The sequence below is a fragment of the Pseudoduganella albidiflava genome, from assembly GCF_004322755.1.
GTDB lineage: Bacteria > Pseudomonadota > Gammaproteobacteria > Burkholderiales > Burkholderiaceae_D > Rugamonas > Rugamonas albidiflava.
The window spans coordinates 2,719,741-2,739,205 of sequence record NZ_CP036401.1 but is presented as its reverse complement, the minus strand read 5'-3'; the positions used below and the strand labels follow the sequence as shown (position 1 = coordinate 2,739,205).

Annotated in this window: 17 protein-coding genes; 11 read left to right on the top strand and 6 right to left on the bottom strand. The window is 66.6% G+C overall.

Annotation, left to right across the window (positions count from 1 at the left end; all coding sequences use genetic code 11):
- Window positions 1–94 precede the first annotated feature (94 nt).
- Window positions 95–1,294, bottom strand: a complete 1,200-nt coding sequence (locus tag EYF70_RS11490; RefSeq protein WP_131145526.1) for a CaiB/BaiF CoA transferase family protein — start codon at window positions 1,292–1,294, stop codon at window positions 95–97.
- Window positions 1,295–1,299: 5 nt separating this feature from the next.
- Window positions 1,300–2,484, bottom strand: a complete 1,185-nt coding sequence (locus EYF70_RS11485; RefSeq protein WP_131145525.1) for an acyl-CoA dehydrogenase — start codon at window positions 2,482–2,484, stop codon at window positions 1,300–1,302.
- 109 nt (window positions 2,485–2,593) lie between these two features.
- Here EYF70_RS11485 and EYF70_RS11480 point away from each other — a divergent pair, with 109 nt between their 5' ends.
- Window positions 2,594–3,478: a LysR family transcriptional regulator gene (locus EYF70_RS11480; RefSeq protein WP_131145524.1), complete on the top strand. Its 885-nt coding sequence runs from the start codon at window positions 2,594–2,596 to the stop codon at window positions 3,476–3,478.
- Between the two features lie 22 nt (window positions 3,479–3,500).
- On the opposite strand, the gene EYF70_RS11475 is transcribed toward EYF70_RS11480, so the two are convergent.
- Window positions 3,501–4,421: a LysR family transcriptional regulator gene (locus EYF70_RS11475; protein WP_131145523.1), complete on the bottom strand. Its 921-nt coding sequence runs from the start codon at window positions 4,419–4,421 to the stop codon at window positions 3,501–3,503.
- Window positions 4,422–4,524: 103 nt separating this feature from the next.
- Between EYF70_RS11475 and EYF70_RS11470 the strand changes: the two genes are divergently transcribed.
- The 4 genes from EYF70_RS11470 (at window position 4,525) to pyk (ending at window position 9,957) form a co-directional block, all read left to right on the top strand.
- Window positions 4,525–5,613, top strand: a complete 1,089-nt coding sequence (locus tag EYF70_RS11470) for a tartrate dehydrogenase (protein ID WP_131145522.1) — start codon at window positions 4,525–4,527, stop codon at window positions 5,611–5,613.
- A 234-nt stretch (window positions 5,614–5,847) separates the two neighbouring features.
- Entirely contained in the window at window positions 5,848–7,197 is a 1,350-nt protein-coding gene (locus tag EYF70_RS11465; protein WP_131145521.1) for a dicarboxylate/amino acid:cation symporter, read from the top strand.
- 39 nt (window positions 7,198–7,236) lie between these two features.
- A complete protein-coding gene (locus tag EYF70_RS11460; protein ID WP_131145520.1) occupies window positions 7,237–8,526 on the top strand; it encodes a glycerate kinase type-2 family protein in 1,290 nt (429 codons plus the stop codon).
- 12 nt (window positions 8,527–8,538) lie between these two features.
- On the top strand, window positions 8,539–9,957 hold the full coding sequence (gene pyk / locus EYF70_RS11455; protein WP_131145519.1) for a pyruvate kinase: 1,419 nt from the start codon (window positions 8,539–8,541) through the stop codon (window positions 9,955–9,957).
- 56 nt (window positions 9,958–10,013) lie between these two features.
- On the opposite strand, the gene EYF70_RS11450 is transcribed toward pyk, so the two are convergent.
- The 3 genes from EYF70_RS11450 to EYF70_RS11440 all read right to left on the bottom strand — a co-directional run bounded on the left by EYF70_RS11450 (window position 10,014) and on the right by EYF70_RS11440 (window position 13,248).
- Window positions 10,014–10,433 carry a DUF4148 domain-containing protein gene (locus EYF70_RS11450; RefSeq protein ID WP_131145518.1) on the bottom strand — a complete coding sequence of 140 codons (420 nt, stop codon included), beginning with the start codon at window positions 10,431–10,433 and terminating at the stop codon, window positions 10,014–10,016.
- A gap of 332 nt (window positions 10,434–10,765) precedes the next feature.
- Complete coding sequence (locus EYF70_RS11445; RefSeq protein WP_218943771.1) at window positions 10,766–12,124, bottom strand: MFS transporter; 1,359 nt, start codon at window positions 12,122–12,124, stop codon at window positions 10,766–10,768.
- 239 nt (window positions 12,125–12,363) lie between these two features.
- Complete coding sequence (locus EYF70_RS11440; protein WP_131145516.1) at window positions 12,364–13,248, bottom strand: LysR family transcriptional regulator; 885 nt, start codon at window positions 13,246–13,248, stop codon at window positions 12,364–12,366.
- Between the two features lie 249 nt (window positions 13,249–13,497).
- Between EYF70_RS11440 and EYF70_RS11435 the strand changes: the two genes are divergently transcribed.
- The 6 genes from EYF70_RS11435 to EYF70_RS11415 all read left to right on the top strand — a co-directional run bounded on the left by EYF70_RS11435 (window position 13,498) and on the right by EYF70_RS11415 (window position 19,465).
- Entirely contained in the window at window positions 13,498–14,379 is an 882-nt protein-coding gene (locus tag EYF70_RS11435) for a CPBP family intramembrane glutamic endopeptidase (RefSeq protein ID WP_165497628.1), read from the top strand.
- A 510-nt stretch (window positions 14,380–14,889) separates the two neighbouring features.
- Window positions 14,890–16,386 carry an MFS transporter gene (locus EYF70_RS11430; RefSeq protein WP_131145514.1) on the top strand — a complete coding sequence of 499 codons (1,497 nt, stop codon included), beginning with the start codon at window positions 14,890–14,892 and terminating at the stop codon, window positions 16,384–16,386.
- A gap of 61 nt (window positions 16,387–16,447) precedes the next feature.
- Window positions 16,448–17,503, top strand: coding sequence for a glycoside hydrolase family 43 protein (locus tag EYF70_RS11425; protein WP_131145513.1), 1,056 nt, complete (start codon window positions 16,448–16,450; stop codon window positions 17,501–17,503).
- A 174-nt stretch (window positions 17,504–17,677) separates the two neighbouring features.
- Window positions 17,678–17,854, top strand: coding sequence for a hypothetical protein (locus tag EYF70_RS31050; protein WP_165497627.1), 177 nt, complete (start codon window positions 17,678–17,680; stop codon window positions 17,852–17,854).
- Between the two features lie 19 nt (window positions 17,855–17,873).
- Complete coding sequence (locus EYF70_RS11420) at window positions 17,874–18,902, top strand: ABC transporter substrate-binding protein (RefSeq protein ID WP_131145512.1); 1,029 nt, start codon at window positions 17,874–17,876, stop codon at window positions 18,900–18,902.
- Complete coding sequence (locus tag EYF70_RS11415) at window positions 18,899–19,465, top strand: SCO family protein (RefSeq protein ID WP_131145511.1); 567 nt, start codon at window positions 18,899–18,901, stop codon at window positions 19,463–19,465. The genes EYF70_RS11420 and EYF70_RS11415 overlap by 4 nt, the downstream gene beginning before the upstream one ends.

The window sequence follows — 19,465 nt, the reverse complement described above, 5'->3', positions numbered from 1 at the left end:
CCGACACCGGTTTTCGCGTGAGAAAAGAAGACCGGTGTCCGACACTTTTCCTGATGAAGCCCAGGAAAAATGTCCGACACCAGGCGCATCGCCGCTACCGGTTTTCGAGCCAGTCGGCCAGCACCTCGTCCGTATGCTCGCCCAGCATCGGCGGAGCGCGGTGGTACGTGACAGGCGTGGCGGACATGCGGATCGGGTTGGCGACCAGCGGTACCGTACCCGCGAGGGGATGCGGCATCTCGATGCGCATGCCCCGCGCCTGTACCTGCGGGTCGTCGAACACCTTGTCGAGCGTGTTGATCGGGCCGCAGGGAACGCCCGCGCCCTCCATCCGCGCGACCCAGTCGGCCGTGGCGCGGGTGACCGTCACCGCATGGATGCCGGCGACCAGTTCCGCGCGGTGCCGCACCCGCTGCGGGTTGGTGGCATAGCGTTCGTCGCTGCCCCACTCCGGCCGGCCCAGCACCTCGCACAGCTTGCGGAACTGCCCGTCGTTGCCGACGGCGACGATCATGTAGCCATCCGCCGTGGCGAACTCCTGGTAGGGAACGATATTCGGGTGGGCATTGCCCATCCGCCGTGGCGCCTGGCCACCGACCAGGTAGTTGGACGCCTGGTTGGCCAGCACGGCGACCTGCACGTCCAGCAGCGCCAGGTCGATGTGCTGCCCTTCGCCGGTGCGCTCGCGGTGCGCCAGCGCGGCCAGCACCGCATTCGATGCGTACAGTCCCGTCATCACGTCGGTCAGCGCCACGCCCACCTTCATCGGGCCGCCGCCCGGTTCGCCGTCGGGCCGGCCGGTCAGGCTCATCAGCCCGCCCATGCCCTGGATCAGGAAATCGTAGCCGGCGCGCTGCGCGTACGGACCGTCCTGGCCGAAGCCGGTGATGGAGCAGTAGATCAGGCGGGGGTTGGCGGCCGCCAGGCTGGCGTAATCGAGTCCGTACTGCGCCAGGCCGCCGACCTTGAAATTCTCCAGCACCACGTCGGCCCGTTCCGCGAGCCGGCGCACCAGCGCCTGCCCTTCCGGCGTGGCGATGTCGATCGCCACCGAGCGCTTGTTGCGGTTGGCGCTCAAGTAATATGCCGCCTCGCCGGTCGGATTGCCGTCGCCGTCGGGCAGCCATGGCGGCCCCCAGGCGCGGGTATCGTCGCCGTTGCCGGGCCGCTCCACCTTGACGACATCGGCGCCCAGGTCGGCCAGCAGCTGGCCGGCCCACGGCCCGGCCAGCACGCGCGACAGGTCGAGCACCTTCAGGCCGGCCAGCGCGCCGGCGTTGATCGCGTGCGCCATGGCGGTCAGAACGCCGCGATGCCCGTCATCGCGCGGCCGAGGATCAGCGCGTGGATGTCGTGCGTGCCTTCGTAGGTGTTGACCACTTCCAGGTTGACGAGGTGGCGGGCCACGCCGAATTCGTCGCTGATGCCGTTCCCGCCCATCATGTCGCGCGCCACGCGGGCGATGTCCAGCGCTTTGCCGCAGGAATTGCGCTTCATGATCGACGTGATCTCGACGGCGGCCGTGCCCTCGTCCTTCATGCGGCCCAGCCGCAGGCAGCCCTGCAGGCCCAGCGTGATCTCGGTCTGCATGTCGGCCAGCTTCTTCTGCACCAGCTGGTTGGCGGCTAGCGGCTTGCCGAACTGCTTGCGGTCCAGTACATACTGGCGCGCGCGGTGCCAGCAATCCTCGGCCGCGCCCAGCGCGCCCCAGGCGATGCCGTAGCGGGCGCTGTTCAGGCACGTGAACGGGCCCTTCAGGCCGCGCACGTCGGGGAAGGCGTTTTCTTCCGGGCAGAACACCTCGTCCATCACGATCTCGCCCGTGATCGAGGCGCGCAGGCCCACCTTGCCGTGGATCGCCGGCGCGGTGAGGCCCTGCCAGCCCTTCTCCAGTACGAAGCCGCGGATCGCCCCTTCGTCATCCTTGGCCCACACCACGAACACGTCGGCGATCGGGCTGTTGGTGATCCACATCTTGCTGCCGCTGAGTTTATAGCCGCCGTCGACCTTCTTCGCGCGGGTGATCATGCTGCCCGGATCGGAGCCGTGGTTCGGTTCCGTCAGGCCGAAGCAGCCGATCCATTCGCCGGTGGCCAGCTTCGGCAGGTATTTCTGTTTCGTGGCCTCGTTGCCGAACTCGAAGATCGGCACCATCACCAGCGACGACTGCACGCTCATCATCGAGCGGTAGCCGGAATCGACGCGCTCGACCTCGCGGGCCACCACGCCATAGCTCACGTAATTCAGGCCGGCGCCGCCGTATTGTTCGGGAATCGTCACGCCCAGCAGGCCCAGCTCGCCCATCTCGCGGAAGATCTCGATGTCCGTCTTCTCGTTGCGGAAGGCTTCCAGCACGCGCGGCGCAAGGCGGTCCTGGCAATAGGCGCTGGCGGAATCGCGCACCATGCGTTCCTCGTCGGTCAATTGCTGGTTCAGCAGCAGCGGATCGTCCCAGTGGAAGGCGGCTTTGTGCTTGGATGTCATTTCAGGATCTCGGGCAGGTTGAACATTAACGCAATGTACAATCACGCGAATCGTGCGGCAAACGTTTTATACGCACTGATCTGTGCGATTTACGCACTTGGAGAAGCCGATGCGCAGGAAAATACCTTCTACTCTCGCCCTGTCCGCGTTCGAAGCGGCGGCCCGCCACCAGAGCTTCACCAAGGCTGCCGACGAGCTGGCCGTCACGCAGAGCGCCATCTGCCGCCAGATCGGCGCACTGGAGGAATTCCTCGGCGTGGCCCTGTTCCGGCGTGGCCGGCGCGGCGTTGCGCTGACCGAGGCGGGCCAGGCCTACAGCCGCAAGGTGACGGCCCGGCTGGACGACGTGGAACGCGATACGCTTGAACTGATGGCCGGCGGCGGCGCCGGCGGCACGCTGGAACTGGGCGTGGTGCCGACATTCGCGACGAAATGGCTGTTGCCGCGCCTGCCCGACTTCCTGGCGCGCTATCCGGGCATCACCGTGAACCTCAGCGCCCGGGCGCGGCCGTTCCTGTTCGACGATACGCCGTTCGACGCGGCGATCCATGCCGGCGAGGCATTGTGGCCGGGCACCGAAGGCATCTTCCTGATGCACGAGGATTTGCTCGCCGTGTGCAGCCCGGCGCTGCGCCAGACCGGCGACTGGCGCGAACGGCCGCTGCTGCAGATCAGCACCCGCCCTTACCTGTGGCGCGACTGGTTCCGCTCACAGGACCTGGCCGTGGACAAGGACATGGCCGGCCCGCGTTTCGAATTGTTCTCGATGGTGGCGGAAGCGGCGGTCCATGGCATGGGTACCGGACTGGTGCCGCGCATGCTGATCGAGGAAGAACTGGCACGTGGCACCCTCGTTCCCGTCACCCCGCACGCCTATCGCAGCGATCGGTCGTACCGGCTGCTGTACCCCGAACGCAAGACCGGGCACGCGCCGTTGGCGGCCTTCCGCGACTGGCTGGCGGCCCAGGCATTCGCCTACGGCGGCCAGCTGTAACACGCCTCACGTTCGCGTCCCGTCACGGCTGGTCCATCGCCGCGAATCGCTCCACCAGGAAATCCACGAAGGTACGGATCCGCGCCGACAGCTGGTGCCGGTGCGGATACACCGCATGGATGTCCGCATCCGGCGTGCGGTAGCCCGGCAGCACCTGCACCAGCCGGCCGCTTTCCAGGTAGCGCTCGATATCCCAGCCCGCGCGCATGAGGATACCGTGTCCGTCCAGTGCCCAGTTCACCGCGATCTCACCATCGTTGGTCGTCAGGTTGCCGCGCACCTTGACGGCAACCGCATCCCGTTCGCCCTCCTTTCCAGCGTGCAGCCGCCACACGCCATACGCCTCGTCACCCTGCCGGATCGCGATGCAGTTGTGCCGCGCCAGCTCGGCCGGTGTCTTCGGCTCGCCGTGGCGGGCCAGGTACTTCGGCGCGGCGCACAGCAGCCGCCGGTTGGCCGCCAGGCGGCGCGCGATGACGCGGGTATCGGCCGGGGCGCCGAAGCGGATGCACACGTCGAACTGGTCGTCGGCCAGCGGCGGCGGGTCGACCGACAGTTGCAGCTGCACGTCCACTTCCGGGTAGCGCAGCACGTACTGCGAAATCGCTGGCGCGATGTGCAACCGTCCGAAGCCCAGCGTGGCGTTGACGCGCAACTGGCCTTTCGGCGTGCCTTTCGACTTCGTCAGCATCTGTTCCAGGTCGGCCAGCTCCTGCAGGATGCGCTGCGCATGCTCGTACAGCACTTCTCCTTCCGCCGTCAGGCTCATGCGCCGCGTGGTGCGGTTCACCAGCGGCACGCCGATACGTCCTTCCAGCAGTGCGAGACGCTTGCTGACGGCGGACGTGGTGATGCCCAGTTCCCGCGCAGCGCCACTCAGGCTGCCGATGGTGGCCAGCGTGACGACGAAGCTCAGTTCCGCAGGTTGCAAGTTGACGTTCATTCTTGAGCTCCAGGTTAAGAACGGATTGAGTTTAACGGCCATTCGTGCGCGGGTCCACCCGCTACAGTGAGCCCACTTTCAATCGTTCCAATGAGGAGACAGCATGAAAACCTACCAGATCGCCACCATCCCGGGCGACGGCATCGGCAAGGAAGTGGTACCGGCAGGCCGCGAAGTCCTGGCGGCGCTGGCCGCCGGCAGCGCCACCTTCAAGTTCCAGTTCGAGGATTTCGACTGGGGCGGCGACTATTACCGGCAGCACGGCGTGATGATGCCGGCCGATGGCCTGGACGCGCTGCGGGGCAAGGATGCGATCCTGTTCGGCTCCGCCGGCGATCCGGACATCCCCGACCACATCACGCTGTGGGGCCTGCGCCTGAAGATCTGCCAGGGCTTCGACCAGTACGCCAACGTGCGCCCGACGCGCATCCTGCCCGGCATCGATGCGCCGCTCAAGCGCTGCGCGCCGGAAGACCTCAACTGGGTCATCGTGCGCGAAAACTCCGAAGGCGAATACTCCGGCGTGGGCGGCCGCGTGCACCAGGGCCACCCGATCGAGGCGGCGACGGACGTGTCGATGATGACCCGCGTCGGCGTCGAACGCATCCTGCGCTTTGCCTTCCGGCTGGCGCAGTCCCGGCCGCGCAAGCTGCTTACCGTGATCACCAAGAGCAATGCGCAGCGCCACGCGATGGTGATGTGGGACGAGATCGCGCTGGAAGTGTCGCGCGAATTCCCCGACGTGAAATGGGACAAGGAACTGGTCGATGCCGCCACCGCGCGGATGGTCAACCGCCCCGCCACGCTGGACACGATCGTGGCCACCAACCTGCACGCGGACATCCTCTCCGACCTGGCGGCCGCGCTGGCCGGCAGCCTGGGCATCGCCCCCACCGGCAACATCGACCCGGAACGCCGCTATCCGTCGATGTTCGAACCGATCCACGGTTCCGCGTTCGACATCATGGGGAAGGGCCTGGCCAATCCGGTCGGCACGTTCTGGTCGGTGGTCATGCTGCTGGAACACCTGGGCGAGCACGAAGCCGCCGCGCGCGTGATGGCGGCCATCGAGCACGTCACCGCGAACAGGGCCCTGCACACGGGCGACCTGGGTGGCAAGGCCACCACCGCCGACGTGACGCGCGCCGTCTGCGACTTCCTGTCCAGGGACGCCGATCGCAAGGCTGCCTGACGATGTCGTAAGACGTCGCTTCCGACCGGCCGCTAGAGCTTGGCGGATTTTTCACCCGAAGGCAGATACCGGGGTCAGGAAGGAATGCTGGCCTGCATGCCAGCACCGTTCCGCAGGCGCGAAGCATGCGTCGCGAAACCCCTGCTTCACCCCGCTGGGTCTGACCCCAGCCGTTCGCCGTTGGGATGAATGCATGCGTCACCCCGTGCGCTGTACATCATATTGGAGACAAGCATGACAAAACGATTCTTTGGAAAGCTGTACGTGCAAGTGCTGATCGGCGTGCTCGCCGGCGGCATCCTCGGCGTCCTGTATCCGCACTTCGCGGCGGACCTGAAGCCGCTGGGCGACGCCTTCATCCGCCTGATCAAGATGGTGTTCGCGCCGGTCATCTTCGCGATGGTGGTGCTGGGCATCGCCAAGATGGACAGCATGAAGGAGCTGGGCCGCGTCGGTTCGCGCGCGCTGATCTACTTCGAAGTGATGTCGACGTTCGCGCTGGGGCTGGGCCTGGTGGTCGTCAACCTGGCCAGGCCCGGCGTGGGCATGAACGTGGACATCGCCACGCTCGACACCGCCGGCATCAAGAACTACACCGCCGCCGCCGGCCACTCCGGCGGTTTCGTCGATTTCCTGCTGCACATGATCCCCACCAGCGTGGTCGAGGCGCTGGCGAAGAACGACATCCTGCAGATCCTCGTCTTCGCCACCATGTTCGGCGTGGCACTGTCGCACATGGGCCGCCGTGCCAAGCCCGTGGTCGATTTCCTCGAAGCGTTCAGCAACAGCATGTTCATCGTCGTCGGCATGATCATGCGCGTGGCGCCGCTGGCCGCGTTCGGCGCGATCGGCTTCACGGTCGGCAAGTACGGCCTGGGCTCGCTGGTGTCGCTGGGCTACCTGATGGCCTGCATGTACCTCACCTGCTTCGTGTTCGTGGCGGTGATCCTCGGGCTGGTGGCGCGCATGTCAGGCTTCAGCCTGTGGAAGTTCCTGCGCTATATAAAAGACGAGATCTTCACCGTGCTGGGCACCAGTTCGTCCGAATCGGTGGTGCCGCAGCTGATGCGCAAGCTGGAACACGTGGGCGTGTCCAAGCCGGTGGTCGGCCTGGTGATCCCGTCCGGCGTCACCTTCAATCCGGATGGCCAGTGCATCTACTACACGATGGCGGCCATCTTCATCGCCCAGGCCACCAACACGCCGCTGAGCCTGACCGACCAGCTGGTGGTGCTGGCCGTGCTGATGGTGACCTCGAAAGGGTCGGCTGGCGTCACCGGTTCCGGCTTCATCACGCTGGCGGCCACGCTGGCCTCGATGGGCAAGATCCCCGTCGAGGGCATGGTGCTGCTGCTGGGCGTGGACCGCTTCATGTCCGAGGCGCGCGCCATCACGAACACGATCGGCAATGCCGTGGGCACGATGGCGATCGCCCAGTGGGTGGGTGCGCTGGACCGCGGGCAGATGGACCGGGTACTCGGCGGCCAGTCGTCGCCCGAAGAGCTGCGGGCGCTGTACCAGCCGGAAGGCGACGGCGACCAGGGCGCACCGGATCTGGTGCAGGTGCACAAGGTCTCCGCATGAGCTGTACTATCCGTTTATCGAGCAAGCGAGGAGACAACGATGGATGACACCGAAGCACGCGCGCTGCTGCGCAGCATGCTCGACGCGGCCATCGCCGCATCGCAGCCGGCGCTGTGCATACCCGGCCGGCTGCCAGCGCCTGGGGAAGTGGCAAGGGGCCGGCTGATCGTGATCGGCGCCGGCAAGGCGTCGGCCGAGATGGCCCGCGCCGTCGAACGCAACTGGAGTGGCCCCCTGGCGGGCCTGGTCGTCACCCGCTACGGCTACGCGGTACCGTGCGAGCGCATCGAGATCGTCGAGGCGGCGCACCCGGTGCCCGATGCGGCGGGCCTCGGCGCCGCGCGCCGGATGCTGGCGCTGGTGCGCGGCCTGTCCGAGGACGACACGGTCCTGTGCCTGATCTCCGGCGGCGGCTCCGCGCTGCTGCCGCTGCCGCTGGAAGGCATCACGCTGGAAGACAAGCAGTTCGTCAATGCCGCGCTGCTGAAATCTGGCGCGACGATCGGCGAGATGAACTGCGTGCGGCGGCACCTGTCGGCCATCAAGGGTGGCCGGCTGGGCGCGGCCTGCCACCCGGCGCGCGTGGTCACCCTGCTGATCTCCGACGTGCCCGGCGACGACCCGCGCGACATCGCTTCCGGCCCCACGGTGGCCGATGCCAGCACCTGCGAGGATGCGCTGGCGATCCTGCGCCGCTATGGCATCGCCTTGCCGGAGCACGTGCTCGACGTGCTCCGCAGCGGCCGGGGCGAATCCGTGAAGCCGGGCGACCCGCGCCTGGCCCGTGCGGAAGTACGGCTGATCGCCACCCCGCAGATGGCGCTGGAAGCGGCGGCGCGCGTCGCGCTCGACGCCGGCATCACACCGCATATCCTCGGCGACAGCCTGGAAGGCGAAGCGCGCGACGTGGGCAAGGTGCTGGCCGGGATCGCGCTGCAGGCGGCGCGCCGCGGCCAGCCGTTCGCGGCGCCGTGCGTGCTGCTGTCGGGCGGCGAGACCACCGTCACGGTGCGCGGCAACGGGCGCGGCGGGCGCAATGTGGAGTTCCTGCTGGCCTGCGCCCTCGCCCTGCGCGGCGAACCGGGCGTGCATGGCCTGGCGGCCGATACGGATGGTGTCGACGGGCAGGAGGAAATCGCCGGCGCGGCCATCGCGCCGGACACGCTGGAGCGCGCCTGGGCCGCGGGCTTGCGCCCGCACGACAGCCTGGACGACAATGACGGTCACGGCTTCTTCTCAGCGCTGGGCGACAGCGTCGTCACCGGCCCCACGCTGACCAACGTCAACGATTTTCGCGCGCTGCTGGTCGTGCCGCCGCGCGCCACCTGAAACGGGAACCCCATGCACCGCCAACGCAATGCAAAGATCGTCGCCACCCTCGGCCCCGCCAGCTCCGATCCGGACACCATCCGTGCCCTGTTCGATGCCGGCGCCGACGTATTCCGCCTGAACTTCAGCCACGGCAGCCATGCCGATCACCGCCAGCGCCTGGAGACGATCCGCGCCATCGAAGCCGAAACGGGCCGTCCGGTCGGCGTGCTGCTCGACCTGCAGGGTCCCAAGCTGCGGCTGGGCACCTTCACGGAGGGCGCCGTCACGCTGGCCGCCGGCGATGCGTTCCGGCTCGACCTCGACCGCGAAGTGCCTGGCGACGCGCACCGCGCGCCCCTGCCCCATCCCGAGATCTTCGCCGCGCTGGTACCAGGCACCGACCTGCTGGTCGACGACGGGCGCGTGCGCCTGCGCGTCGATGCCTGCGGGCCGGATTTCGCGGATACGCGGGTCGTCACCGGCGGACGCATCTCCGACCGCAAGGGCGTCAACGTGCCGGGCGTGGTCCTGCCGCTGTCGGCGCTGACGGAAAAGGACCGGCATGACCTGGAGTTCGGCCTGAAGCTGGGCATCGACTGGGTCGCGCTGTCGTTCGTGCAGCGGCCCGAGGATATCGCCGAGATCAAGGCGCTGGTCGGCAACCGCGCCGCCATCGTCGCCAAGCTGGAAAAGCCGGCGGCGATCCACAGCCTGGAAGCGATCGTGGCCGAAGCCGATGCGGTGATGGTCGCGCGCGGCGACCTGGGCGTGGAAATGCCGCCGGAACAGGTGCCGGCGATCCAGAAGCGCATCGTGCGCGCGTGCAGGAAGGTGGGCAAGCCGGTGATCGTCGCCACGCAGATGCTGGAATCGATGGTGACGGCACCGGTGCCCACCCGCGCCGAGGCGTCCGACGTGGCCACCGCGATCTACGACGGCGCGGACGCGGTAATGCTGTCGGCCGAATCGGCTTCGGGCCAGTATCCGCGCGACGCCGTGCGCATCATGAACTCGATCATCGCGCAGACCGAGGCCGATCCATACTACCGCGAGGAACTGGCGATCGCCGGCGGCGCCGCGGCCACGCTGGCCTCCGACGGCATCGGCATCGCCGTGCGCAGCGTGACCGAGGCGCTGCGCGTGGCGGCCGTGGTCGCGTACACGTGCTCGGGCTACTCGGCGCTGCGCATGGCCCGCGAGCGGCCACGCGCGCCGATCATCGGCATGACGCCCTCCGTCGAGACGGCGCGGCGCCTGGCGCTGGCCTGGGGCGTGCATCCCGTGCTGTGCCCCGCGGTGGCGGACGTGGCCGAGATGAGCGACCAGGCCTGCGCCATGGCACTGGGCGAAGACATCGCCCGGCCGGGCGATACCATCGTCATCACGGCGGGGATGCCGTTCAGCGTGCCCGGCACGACCAACCTGCTGCGTATCGCGCAGGTGGGGTAGCGCCTGCGCGGCCGCCGGACTTCGCCAGCAATCCGCTCCGGCTCTCGAAGGCTGGATCAGCCGCCAGCGGCCAGCGGGCCCGGATACGCCTCGCCGACATACTCCGTTCCGGCCGCCCGTGCGGCGGCCAGCTCCGCCCGCACCTGCGCCCGTGTGAGCTGGTTCGCCGCAGGCGTTCCGGCCGGGCCGGGGTAGGCTTCGCCTTCGTACAGCGCCCCCGCGGCGCGGGCCACCTCCAGCTGGGCGCGTACCTCGGCCCGCGTCAACGTCGACGGGATGTCGAATTGCAGCGCCTGGTAACCTTCGCCGCCGCTGCTCAGCGTGCCAGCGGCGCGCGCCGCCAGCACTTCGGCATGCACCTGTTCGCGCGTCAGCGATTGCGATTGGGCGTTGGCGGCATTGGCGATGCCGGCGGCGGCCAGGAGGATGGCGAAGATCGTCGTGGTTTTCGTCGTGGTTTTCGTCTTGGCTTTCATGCTGTGCTCCGTTCAAGTGGGTGTAGGAGCATTACAACCGGCGCGTGTATATGGCATATGTCACGAATACCTTCCGGTGTCAGCCCGGGTATCGCGCATGCGCGCTGATACATCCGGATACAAAAGAGCCGTAGCGTTCTTCGGCACCGATGCGGCGGGCAAAAAAAATGCCGGCTCTGGGCCGGCGAAGTCCAATTCTCTGGGAGAGTTGGAGGAGACAGGCGCATCATCTCATCCACCCCGATATTGCGCCACTTTATTTCCCGCATACCTCCCATCAGTTTCATGAATGATGGGAGGCAGGTTGCGGTTGCTGATTCCCCGGAGGCGACTTACTTGACCAGCGATTCGGTCAGCACCACGCGCTTGATGTCGCCCACGATGAACAGGTAGCAGAAGATCGCCACCGCCGCATTGGCGCCGACGAACACCAGCGCGCCGGCGAAGGAACCCGTGTTCTGCACGATGTAGCCGATGACGATCGGGGTGGTGATGCCGGCCGTGTTGCCGAAGGTGTTGAACAGCGCGCCGGACAGGCCGCCCGCTTCCTTCGGCGACGTGTCGGCCACCACCGCCCAGCCCAGCGCGCCGATGCCCTTGCCGAAGAAGGCCAGCGACATCACGGCCACCACCAGCATGTCGGTCTCGATGTAATTGCAGCCGATCATGCTCATCGACAGCAGCATGCCCAGCACGATCGGCACCTTGCGCGACACCGACAGCGAATGGCCCGCCTTGCTCAGGCGGTCGGACAGCCAGCCGCCGGCGATACCGCCCAGGAAGCCGGCGATGGCCGGCATCGACGCCACGAAGCCCGCCTTCAGGATCGTCATGCCGCGCTCCTGCACCAGGTAGACGGGGAACCAGGTCAGGAAGAAGTACGTCAGCGTGGTGATGCAGTACTGCGCCACGTACACACCCAGCAGCATGCGGTTCGACAGCAGCTCCTTGATGGCGGCGAACACGTCGACCTTGCTGGGCTCCGCGCCGTGCCGGGTTTCTTCCAGGTCGACCAGCGCGCCGCCCTCCTTGATGTACTGCAGTTCGGCGGCATTGATGGACGGGTGCCGGCGCGGGCCATGGATCACTTTCAGCCAGATGAAAGACAGGCCGATGCCCAGCGCGCCCATCACGTAGAACACGCTGTGCCAGTCGTAGGTGTGCACCAGCCAGCCCATGATCGGGGCGAACAGCACAGTGGCGAAGTACTGGGCCGAGTTGAAGATTGCCGCGGCCAGCCCCCGTTCCTGGGTGGGGAACCAGGACGAGGCGATCCGGCTGTTGCCCGGGAAGGAAGGCGCCTCGGCCGCGCCCACCAGCAGGCGCAGCGCAAACAGCATCGCCACCGCGGCGCCGCCCGTGAAGAAGCCGATGGCGCCTGTCAGCATCGTGAACAGCGACCACAGGAAGATGCTGAAGAAATACGTGATGCGCGTGCCGAAGCGGTCCAGCAGCCAGCCGCCCGGCAGCTGGGCCAGCACGTAGGACCAGGCGAATGCCGAGAACACGTAGCCCATCTCCACGGCCGACAACCCGAGATCGGCCTTCAGGTTCGGGCCCGCGATCGAGATCGTGGCGCGGTCCGCATAGTTGATGGTGGTGACGGCGAACAGCATCGCCAGAATGGTCCAGCGCGCGCGGGTGCGCGTCTGGGTCGCGGCGGCGGCGGTGGCGGATGGTGCGTGATCCATGGGGTCTCCTGTCATCTTGGTCTGCGCCAGCCGCTGCGGGCGGCTGTCTTGTGCCGCACGATCATATGCGCGGCACCGCTGCCCGACAAACCAAAGTGTGATGACACCTATTCACAAATTGAATTACTGGTTTGGACACTCCAGAAATCGGCGCGACCGCCGATGCAAATTTGCCTACGTAGAAACCCGTACCGGACATCGATCAGGAACTTGATCGAGTCATCAACGGCATCGGTGGCTCAGCGTACGTCGAACGTCGGGAGGACTTCGTTGAGGAACAGCTGCAGGACCGGATTGTCGTTGCTGCGCCGGTAGGTGCACACCATCTGCACCGGTTCGGTGGCCATTTCGCGCAGCACGATGCCTTCGAAGTGCAGGCGCGAGGCACCGGCGGCGATCAGCGCCGCGCCCATCCCTGCCCGCACCAGCGCCAGCATGGTGTGCACCTGGCCGATATGCTCGACGATGTCCGGTACCACGCCGTCTCGGGCGAAGCGTTCGGTGAGCATCTGGTGGAAGGGCCGCGCCTCGTAGGGCGAGTACATGATGAAGGGCTTGCCGTGCAGGCTGGCGAGCGTGGGCGCTTCCGGCCACTGCGCCGCTTCGCTTTCCGGGATCGCCAGCATCAGCGACTCGGTGGCCAGGCGCAGGCTGGCCAGTTCCGCGTTGATCGGGTGCGGCCGCATCAGGCCCAGGTCCAGCTGGCCGGCGTTGAGCATCTCGACCTGCGTCGTGCTGACCAGCTCTTTCAGGGTCAGCGAAATGCCCGGGGCGCGGTCGCGCAGGCGCCGCACCACTTCCGGCAGCAGGTTGTAGCCGGAGGCGGAAGTGAAGCCGATCGCCAGCGTGCCCTGGTCGCCCTTGGCCGCGCGGCGCGCCGTGAAGGCCGCCTCCTCGGCCATGCGCAGGATGCGCGCCGCCTCGGGGAAGAAGGCCCTGCCGGCCGCCGTCAGCCGCACGGTGCGGCTGTTCCGTTCCAGCAGCTGCGCGCCGACGTGGTGCTCCAGCAGGCGGATCTGGCGGCTCAGCGGCGGCTGGGTCATGTTGAGGCGCTCGGCCGCGCGGCTGAAGTGCAATTCTTCCGCGACTGCGACGAAGCAGCGGAGCTGGCTGATCTCGAACATCGGTAAGCGATTCCCGGCACAATGGAGCCGCCATTTTACGGTAGACAGCGCGGTAGACAGCGCGGTAGACATGGCAACAGCCAACGCCATGGCCATCCGGGAAGCCACCGCGTTCGCCATGAACGGTGTCATTGGGCAGCCAGCGCGGTAGCGCGCGTACCACATCGCCCGGCTTCGCGGCAGGATCGGCGGGGGCCGGGCCTTGCACCTTTGTCTATAATGGCCAGCCCATCCCCTCACCCGCCGATCATGACTTCGTTGCCACCATCGTTCTGGCCGCTGGCCGCCACCTGGATGCTTGCCGTACTGTCGCTATGGGTGCCGCCGCTGGGCCGCCTGCCGGCCTGGATGGCCGGGCTGGCCATCGCCATCGGCACCGCCCTGGCGCTCGGCGCCATGCAGCCGGCCGGCGCGCTCGCCTTGCTGCTGCTGGCCGCGCTGTGCGCCGGCTGGCGCACAGCCACGCACCGGCTGGCGAAGGGCCTGCTGCTGGCGGCGATCATCGTGCTGTCGCTGGCGCTCGCGCTGCACGTGGTGCCCGGCTTCGCCAATCCGCTCCTGCTCGACAAGGTGCAGGTCAGCGCGGCTTCGAAGCCCGTGTCGCTGTACCTGAACCTGGACAAGACGGCGGTCGGCATCATCCTGTGCGCCACCTTCGCCGTGCCGGCGCGCGGCCGCGCCGCGTGGCGCGCCGTCGTCGCGGCCTGGCCCGTGATCGTGGCGACGCCGCTCATCGTGCTGCTGGCCGGCTATGGTGCGGGTGTCATCGCCATCGACCCGAAATGGTTCGCCAGCTGGTTTGCCGCCTATGCGCCGCTGTTCCTGCTGACGAACCTGTTCACCACATGCCTCGCCGAGGAAGCGTTCTTCCGCGCACTGGTCCAGGGGCGCCTGGCCGATGCGCTGTCGAAGCGGCCGGACGGCGCGCGCATCGCGGTCGGCGTGGCGGCCGTGCTGTTCGGCGTGGCCCATGCGCACGGCGGTCCCGCGCTGATCGTGCTGGCCACGTTCGCCGGTGTCGGCTACGGCCTGGCCTACCAGCGCAGCGGCCGGATCGAGGCGGCGATCCTCACGCACTTCGCGCTCAATGCCACGCACTTCCTGATGTTCACCTATCCGGCACTGCGCTGAGAGTCGCGTTGAAAATTTGCCTGGAAAATGGGGTATGTCCCAGTTTTTTCGCGACACGTTGAAAGCGCATGCATTCACCCCAAGAGCGAACGGCTGGGGTCAGACCCGGCGGGTCTGACCCCGGAATTTGCATTTGGGGTGGGCTGATCCAAGCGGCACCCAGGGCTCCAGCTTTTTCGCGCAATATCTCCAGGCAAAAAAAATGCCGGCGCTGGGCCGGCTGAAGTCCAATTCTCTGGGAGAGTTGGAGGAGACGGATGCATCTTCGCACCCGCGACGGCATTGCGCTACTTTATTTCCCGCATGACACAGATCAGTTTCATGAATAACTGTCTGCAAGGCAACGCACGCGGCGGCCCACGAACCCGGTAGCGCAACCAGAAAGTTTCCAACGCGGTGCCGACTTGGGCTACCATACGGCGATGGTTGCGCTATTCATTTGCTGCGTGCGATTGTTATAGCCACCGGGAAGCGGCGCGACCGATCCTCATAACGATAAAGCGAGACATCATGACCAACACGCAACGGACCTCTTCCGACAGCGCGACCGGCCGGCTGGGCGTCACGGAGAAAGTCGGCTATTGCCTGGGCGACCTGGCGGCCAACCTGATCTTCCAGACCCTGCTGACCTTCATCGCCTTTTTCTACACCGACGTGTTCAAGGTGTCGCCCAACGCGGCGGCCAGCATCATTTTCATCGGCGGCATTGTCGGCGCCTGCTTCAACCCGCTGATGGGCCTCATCGCCGACCGCACCGTCACCCGCTGGGGCAAGTTCCGCCCGTGGATCCTGTGGACCTCGGTACCGTTCGGCCTGATCGCGATCCTCGCCTTCAGCACGCCGGACCTGGGCCCGGACGGCAAGATCATCTACGCCTCGCTCACCTACGTGCTGCTGATGCTGGTGTACTCGGCCAACAACCTGCCCTACTCGGCGCTGTCCGGCGTGCTGACCGGCAGCATGAGCGAGCGTAACAGCCTGTCGGCCTACCGCTTCGTGGCCGTGATGGTGGCGCAGTTCATCATCCAGGTCCTGCTGCTGCCGCTGGTGCTGATCCTGGGCGACGGCGACAAGGTGGCCGGCTTCCGCAACACGATGATCATCTTCGCCGTGGCCGGTACGATCTGCTTCCTCATCACGTTCTTCACCACGCGCGAGCGCATCGTGCCCACCGCGGCGCAGCGTTCCACCATCGGCCAGGACATCACCGACCTGCTGCGCAACCGTCCCTGGATGGTGATGCTGGCGGTGACGATCCTGGTATTCGTCACGCTGGCGCTGAAGGGCGGCATGTACATCTATTACTTCCGCAGCTACCTGTCGGCCACGCACCTGGCCACGTTCCTGCAGGACGTGGGCTTCAACGGCTTCATCGCCGGGCTGAACGCCGTGCTGGCAAGCGTGGGCCTGACCGCTTTCCAATGGCCGGAAGACGCGCCGACTTCGGCCTTCAGCGTGTTCAATGCGATCGGCATCGTGATGATGATCATCGGTATCGGCTTCTCGCGCCCGCTGGCCGACCGCTTCGGCAAGCGCGAAGTGTTCGGCATCGCGCTGTTCATCTCCACCATGTTCATGCTGGCGTTCTACTTCTACGCGCCCACCTCGATCGGCCTGGTGTTCGTCTCGCAGCTGCTGCACGGCTTCTTCTACGGCATCACGATCCCGCTGCTGTGGGCAATGATCGCCGACGTGGCCGACTACTCGGAATGGAAGAACAACCGCCGCGCCACCGCCCTGCTGTTCTCGGCGATGATCTTCGGCCTGAAGGCGGGCCTGTCGGTCGGCGGCGCGCTGGTCGCGGCCCTGCTGTCGACCGTCGGCTACGACGCCACGCTGGCCACCCAGGCACCGGCGGTGGCGGACGGCATTCGCCTGTCCGTGAGCCTGTACGCGGCGATCCCGTTCCTGCTGGCCGTCGGCTGCCTGGCCTTCTACGAGATCCGCAAGTCGACCGAACGCACCATCGAACTGGAACTGGGCCTGCGCCGCGCCGCGCAGCAGTGAGCTGAAGTGAGCAGCGCTGAGCTGCCCGCATAACAACACCATCACTAATCGAAGCAAGCATATGGCACACAACGAAGACGACAAGCGCAAGGCCACGCTGGCACGCGTGGAACAGCTGAACAAGAGCGCGATCTCGCAACCGCTCGTCAAGCACCTGTACACGGCCGATCCGTCGGCCCACGTGTTCGGCGGCCGCATCTACCTCTATCCGTCGCACGACATCGAAGCGGGCATTCCCTTCAACGACAACGGCGACCACTTCGCGATGGAGGACTACCACGTCTTCTCGATGGACCGGCCGGACGGCGAAGTGACCGACCATGGCGTGGCGCTGCACGTCGCCGACGTGCCATGGGCGGCTCGCCAGATGTGGGCGCCGGATGCGGCGCGCAAGGATGGCAAGTACTACCTGTACTTCCCGGCCAAGCGTGCCGACGGCATCTTCCAGATCGGCGTGGCCGTGTCGGACAGCCCAACCGGCCCGTTCGCGGCGGAGCCGGCACCGATCGAAGGCAGCTACTCGATCGACCCAGCCGTGTTCGAGGATGGCGGCGAACACTACCTCTACTTCGGCGGCATCTGGGGTGGCCAGCTGCAGAAATACCGGAACAACGTGTACGGCGCGGCCAACGAGGAACCGGCCGACCACGAACCGGCGCTGCAGGCCCGCGTGGCGCGCCTGTCGGCCGACATGAAGCAGTTCGCCGAAGCGCCCCGCGCGGTGGTGATCGTCGATGAAGACGGCAAGGAACTGCTGGCCGGCGACCATGACCGCCGCTACTTCGAAGGCCCGTGGATGCACAAGTACCAGGGCAAGTACTATTTCTCGTACTCGACCGGCGACACGCATTTCCTGTGCTACGCCACGGCGGACAACCCGTACGGCCCGTTCACCTACCAGGGAAAAATCCTGACGCCGGTGATCGGCTGGACCACCCACCATTCGATCGTCGAAGTGGACGGCCGCTGGTTCCTGTACTACCACGACAGCAGCCTGTCCGGCGGCGTCACGCACCTGCGTTCGGTGAAGGTCACCGAACTGTTCTACGACGAGGAAGGGCGCATCGTCACGCTGTATCCGTATGGCGAGGACAACCAGCACGTGGATATCGCCTGACCGGGGTGCCACTGGATGCGAATGGCCCGGCAGCGCTTGCTGTCGGGCCTTTTTTGCGTTCCGGTGGCTTCACGGGGCGCAGGGCATGAGCTGGTGGGGGCGGTCGCCAGGCAGCCAATCGATGCGCACCGACCGAAATGCAAAACCGCCGGGCATGTTCTGGTCGATCTGCAAATGAGGTACCATCTGTCGCGCGCCGCGCGCCCGTATGGCGGCGTGTCGAACCTGTTCGACACGGCTTGCGCACTGCCGGCCGGCGGTGTATATCTCGCCGGCTTCGTCAACCACCGTACCGGCCTGCTGCGTCCCTGCCTGGCTACGGCAGCCCGATCGATACCGCGCCATCTTTGATCTTTAGGATGCTGTAGCCATGAATGATTATTTGCCGATGCGCCGCCGTCTGCTGGAGTCGGGCCTGGGCGCCGCCCTGGCGACGGCACTGCCGCGCGCCGCCCTGGGCACAGCACCGGGCACCCCGCTGGCCGTCGGCGGCTTGCCCGTCACCTGCAATCTGACCTTGCCGATCGCCTGCACCGCCAAGACCCTGGCGAACCAGCGGGCCGGCCTGGGACCGGCGCCGTTCGTCTATCACAAGTACAGTGGCTGGCCCGAGATCAAGGAGTCGCTGATGACCGGCCGCATCCAGGCCGCCTATATGCTCGCGCCGCTGGTGATGGACCTTGTGAACACCCGCATTCCGCTCAAGATCGTCTCGCTCGGGCACCGCTCCGGCGCGGTGATCATGGTGCGTACCGATGCGAGCTACCGCAGGTTTCGGGACTTGCGCGGACGCGCCATCGCGGTGCCGAGCCGCTTCGCGGTCGACTATCTTTTCCTGCGCAAGATGCTGGCACGGGAAAACATGACCTTGAAGGACATCGAGATCATCGAGATGAATCCACCGGACATGCCCGCCGCCCTGTATGCCAGGGCAGTCGATGCCTATTGCACCGGCGAGCCGTTCGGCGCGGCGGCCCAGCGCGCGGGCTACGCGCGCCCCCTGGCGATGACGCGAGATGAATGGCGCAACTATATCTGCTGCGTGCTGACGGTGCGCGACGACGTGATCCAGACCCGGCGCCCGCTGGTGCAGGACCTGGTGAATCACATCCAGGCCGCTGGCACCTGGCTGGACCAGGGGCCGGCAAACCGCGACCGCGCTGCCCATATCGCCGGCGACAAGAAGTTTTTCAACCAGGATCCGAAAATCATCAAGTTTGTCATGGAGACGCCGCACGATCGCGTTACCTACGGCGACCTGCGGATGATCCGTACCGAATTCGACGAATTAATGCAGCTCTCCCTCGAAGCACGCACTCTCAAGAAGCCGATCGCCTACGAACGCTATGTCGACGACAGCTTCTTCCATGCCGTCAAACCGCTCAAGCTTGCCCTATGAAGATCCTTGTCCTTGCCCTGCTGCTGTGCACGGGCACAGCCTGTGCCCAGCAGCTCAAGTCCGGCGTATTCGAGCCGCCCCGTGCCGCGCCGGAGATCGCCCTGCCGGCTTCCACCGGCAAGCCCTTCAAGCTGACCGACCTGCGCGGCAAAGTCGTCGTGCTCGAATTCGGCTTCAGCCACTGCGAGACGGTGTGCCCGGTGTCGCTGGCGGCGCTGGCCGAAGCCAGGAAGCTTGTCGGCCCGGCGGCCAGGGACGTCCAGGTGCTGTTCATCAGCGTCGACCCGGAGCGCGACACGCCCGAGCGCCTGCGAACGTACCTGGCGCAGTTCGACCCCGGCTTCATCGGTATCACCGGCACCCCGGCCCAGATCGCCCAGCTGCTCAAGGACTATGGTATCGCCGCCAGGAAGCATCCCGTCGGCGGCGGCAGCGACTATTCGATGAGCCACTCGTCTTATTTGTACTTCATCGACCGTCAAGGGCGCCAGCGCGCCATGATGCCATTCGGCCGCCCCGCCAGCGAGATCGCCCACGACCTGGCGATCCTGCTGAAGCGCTGA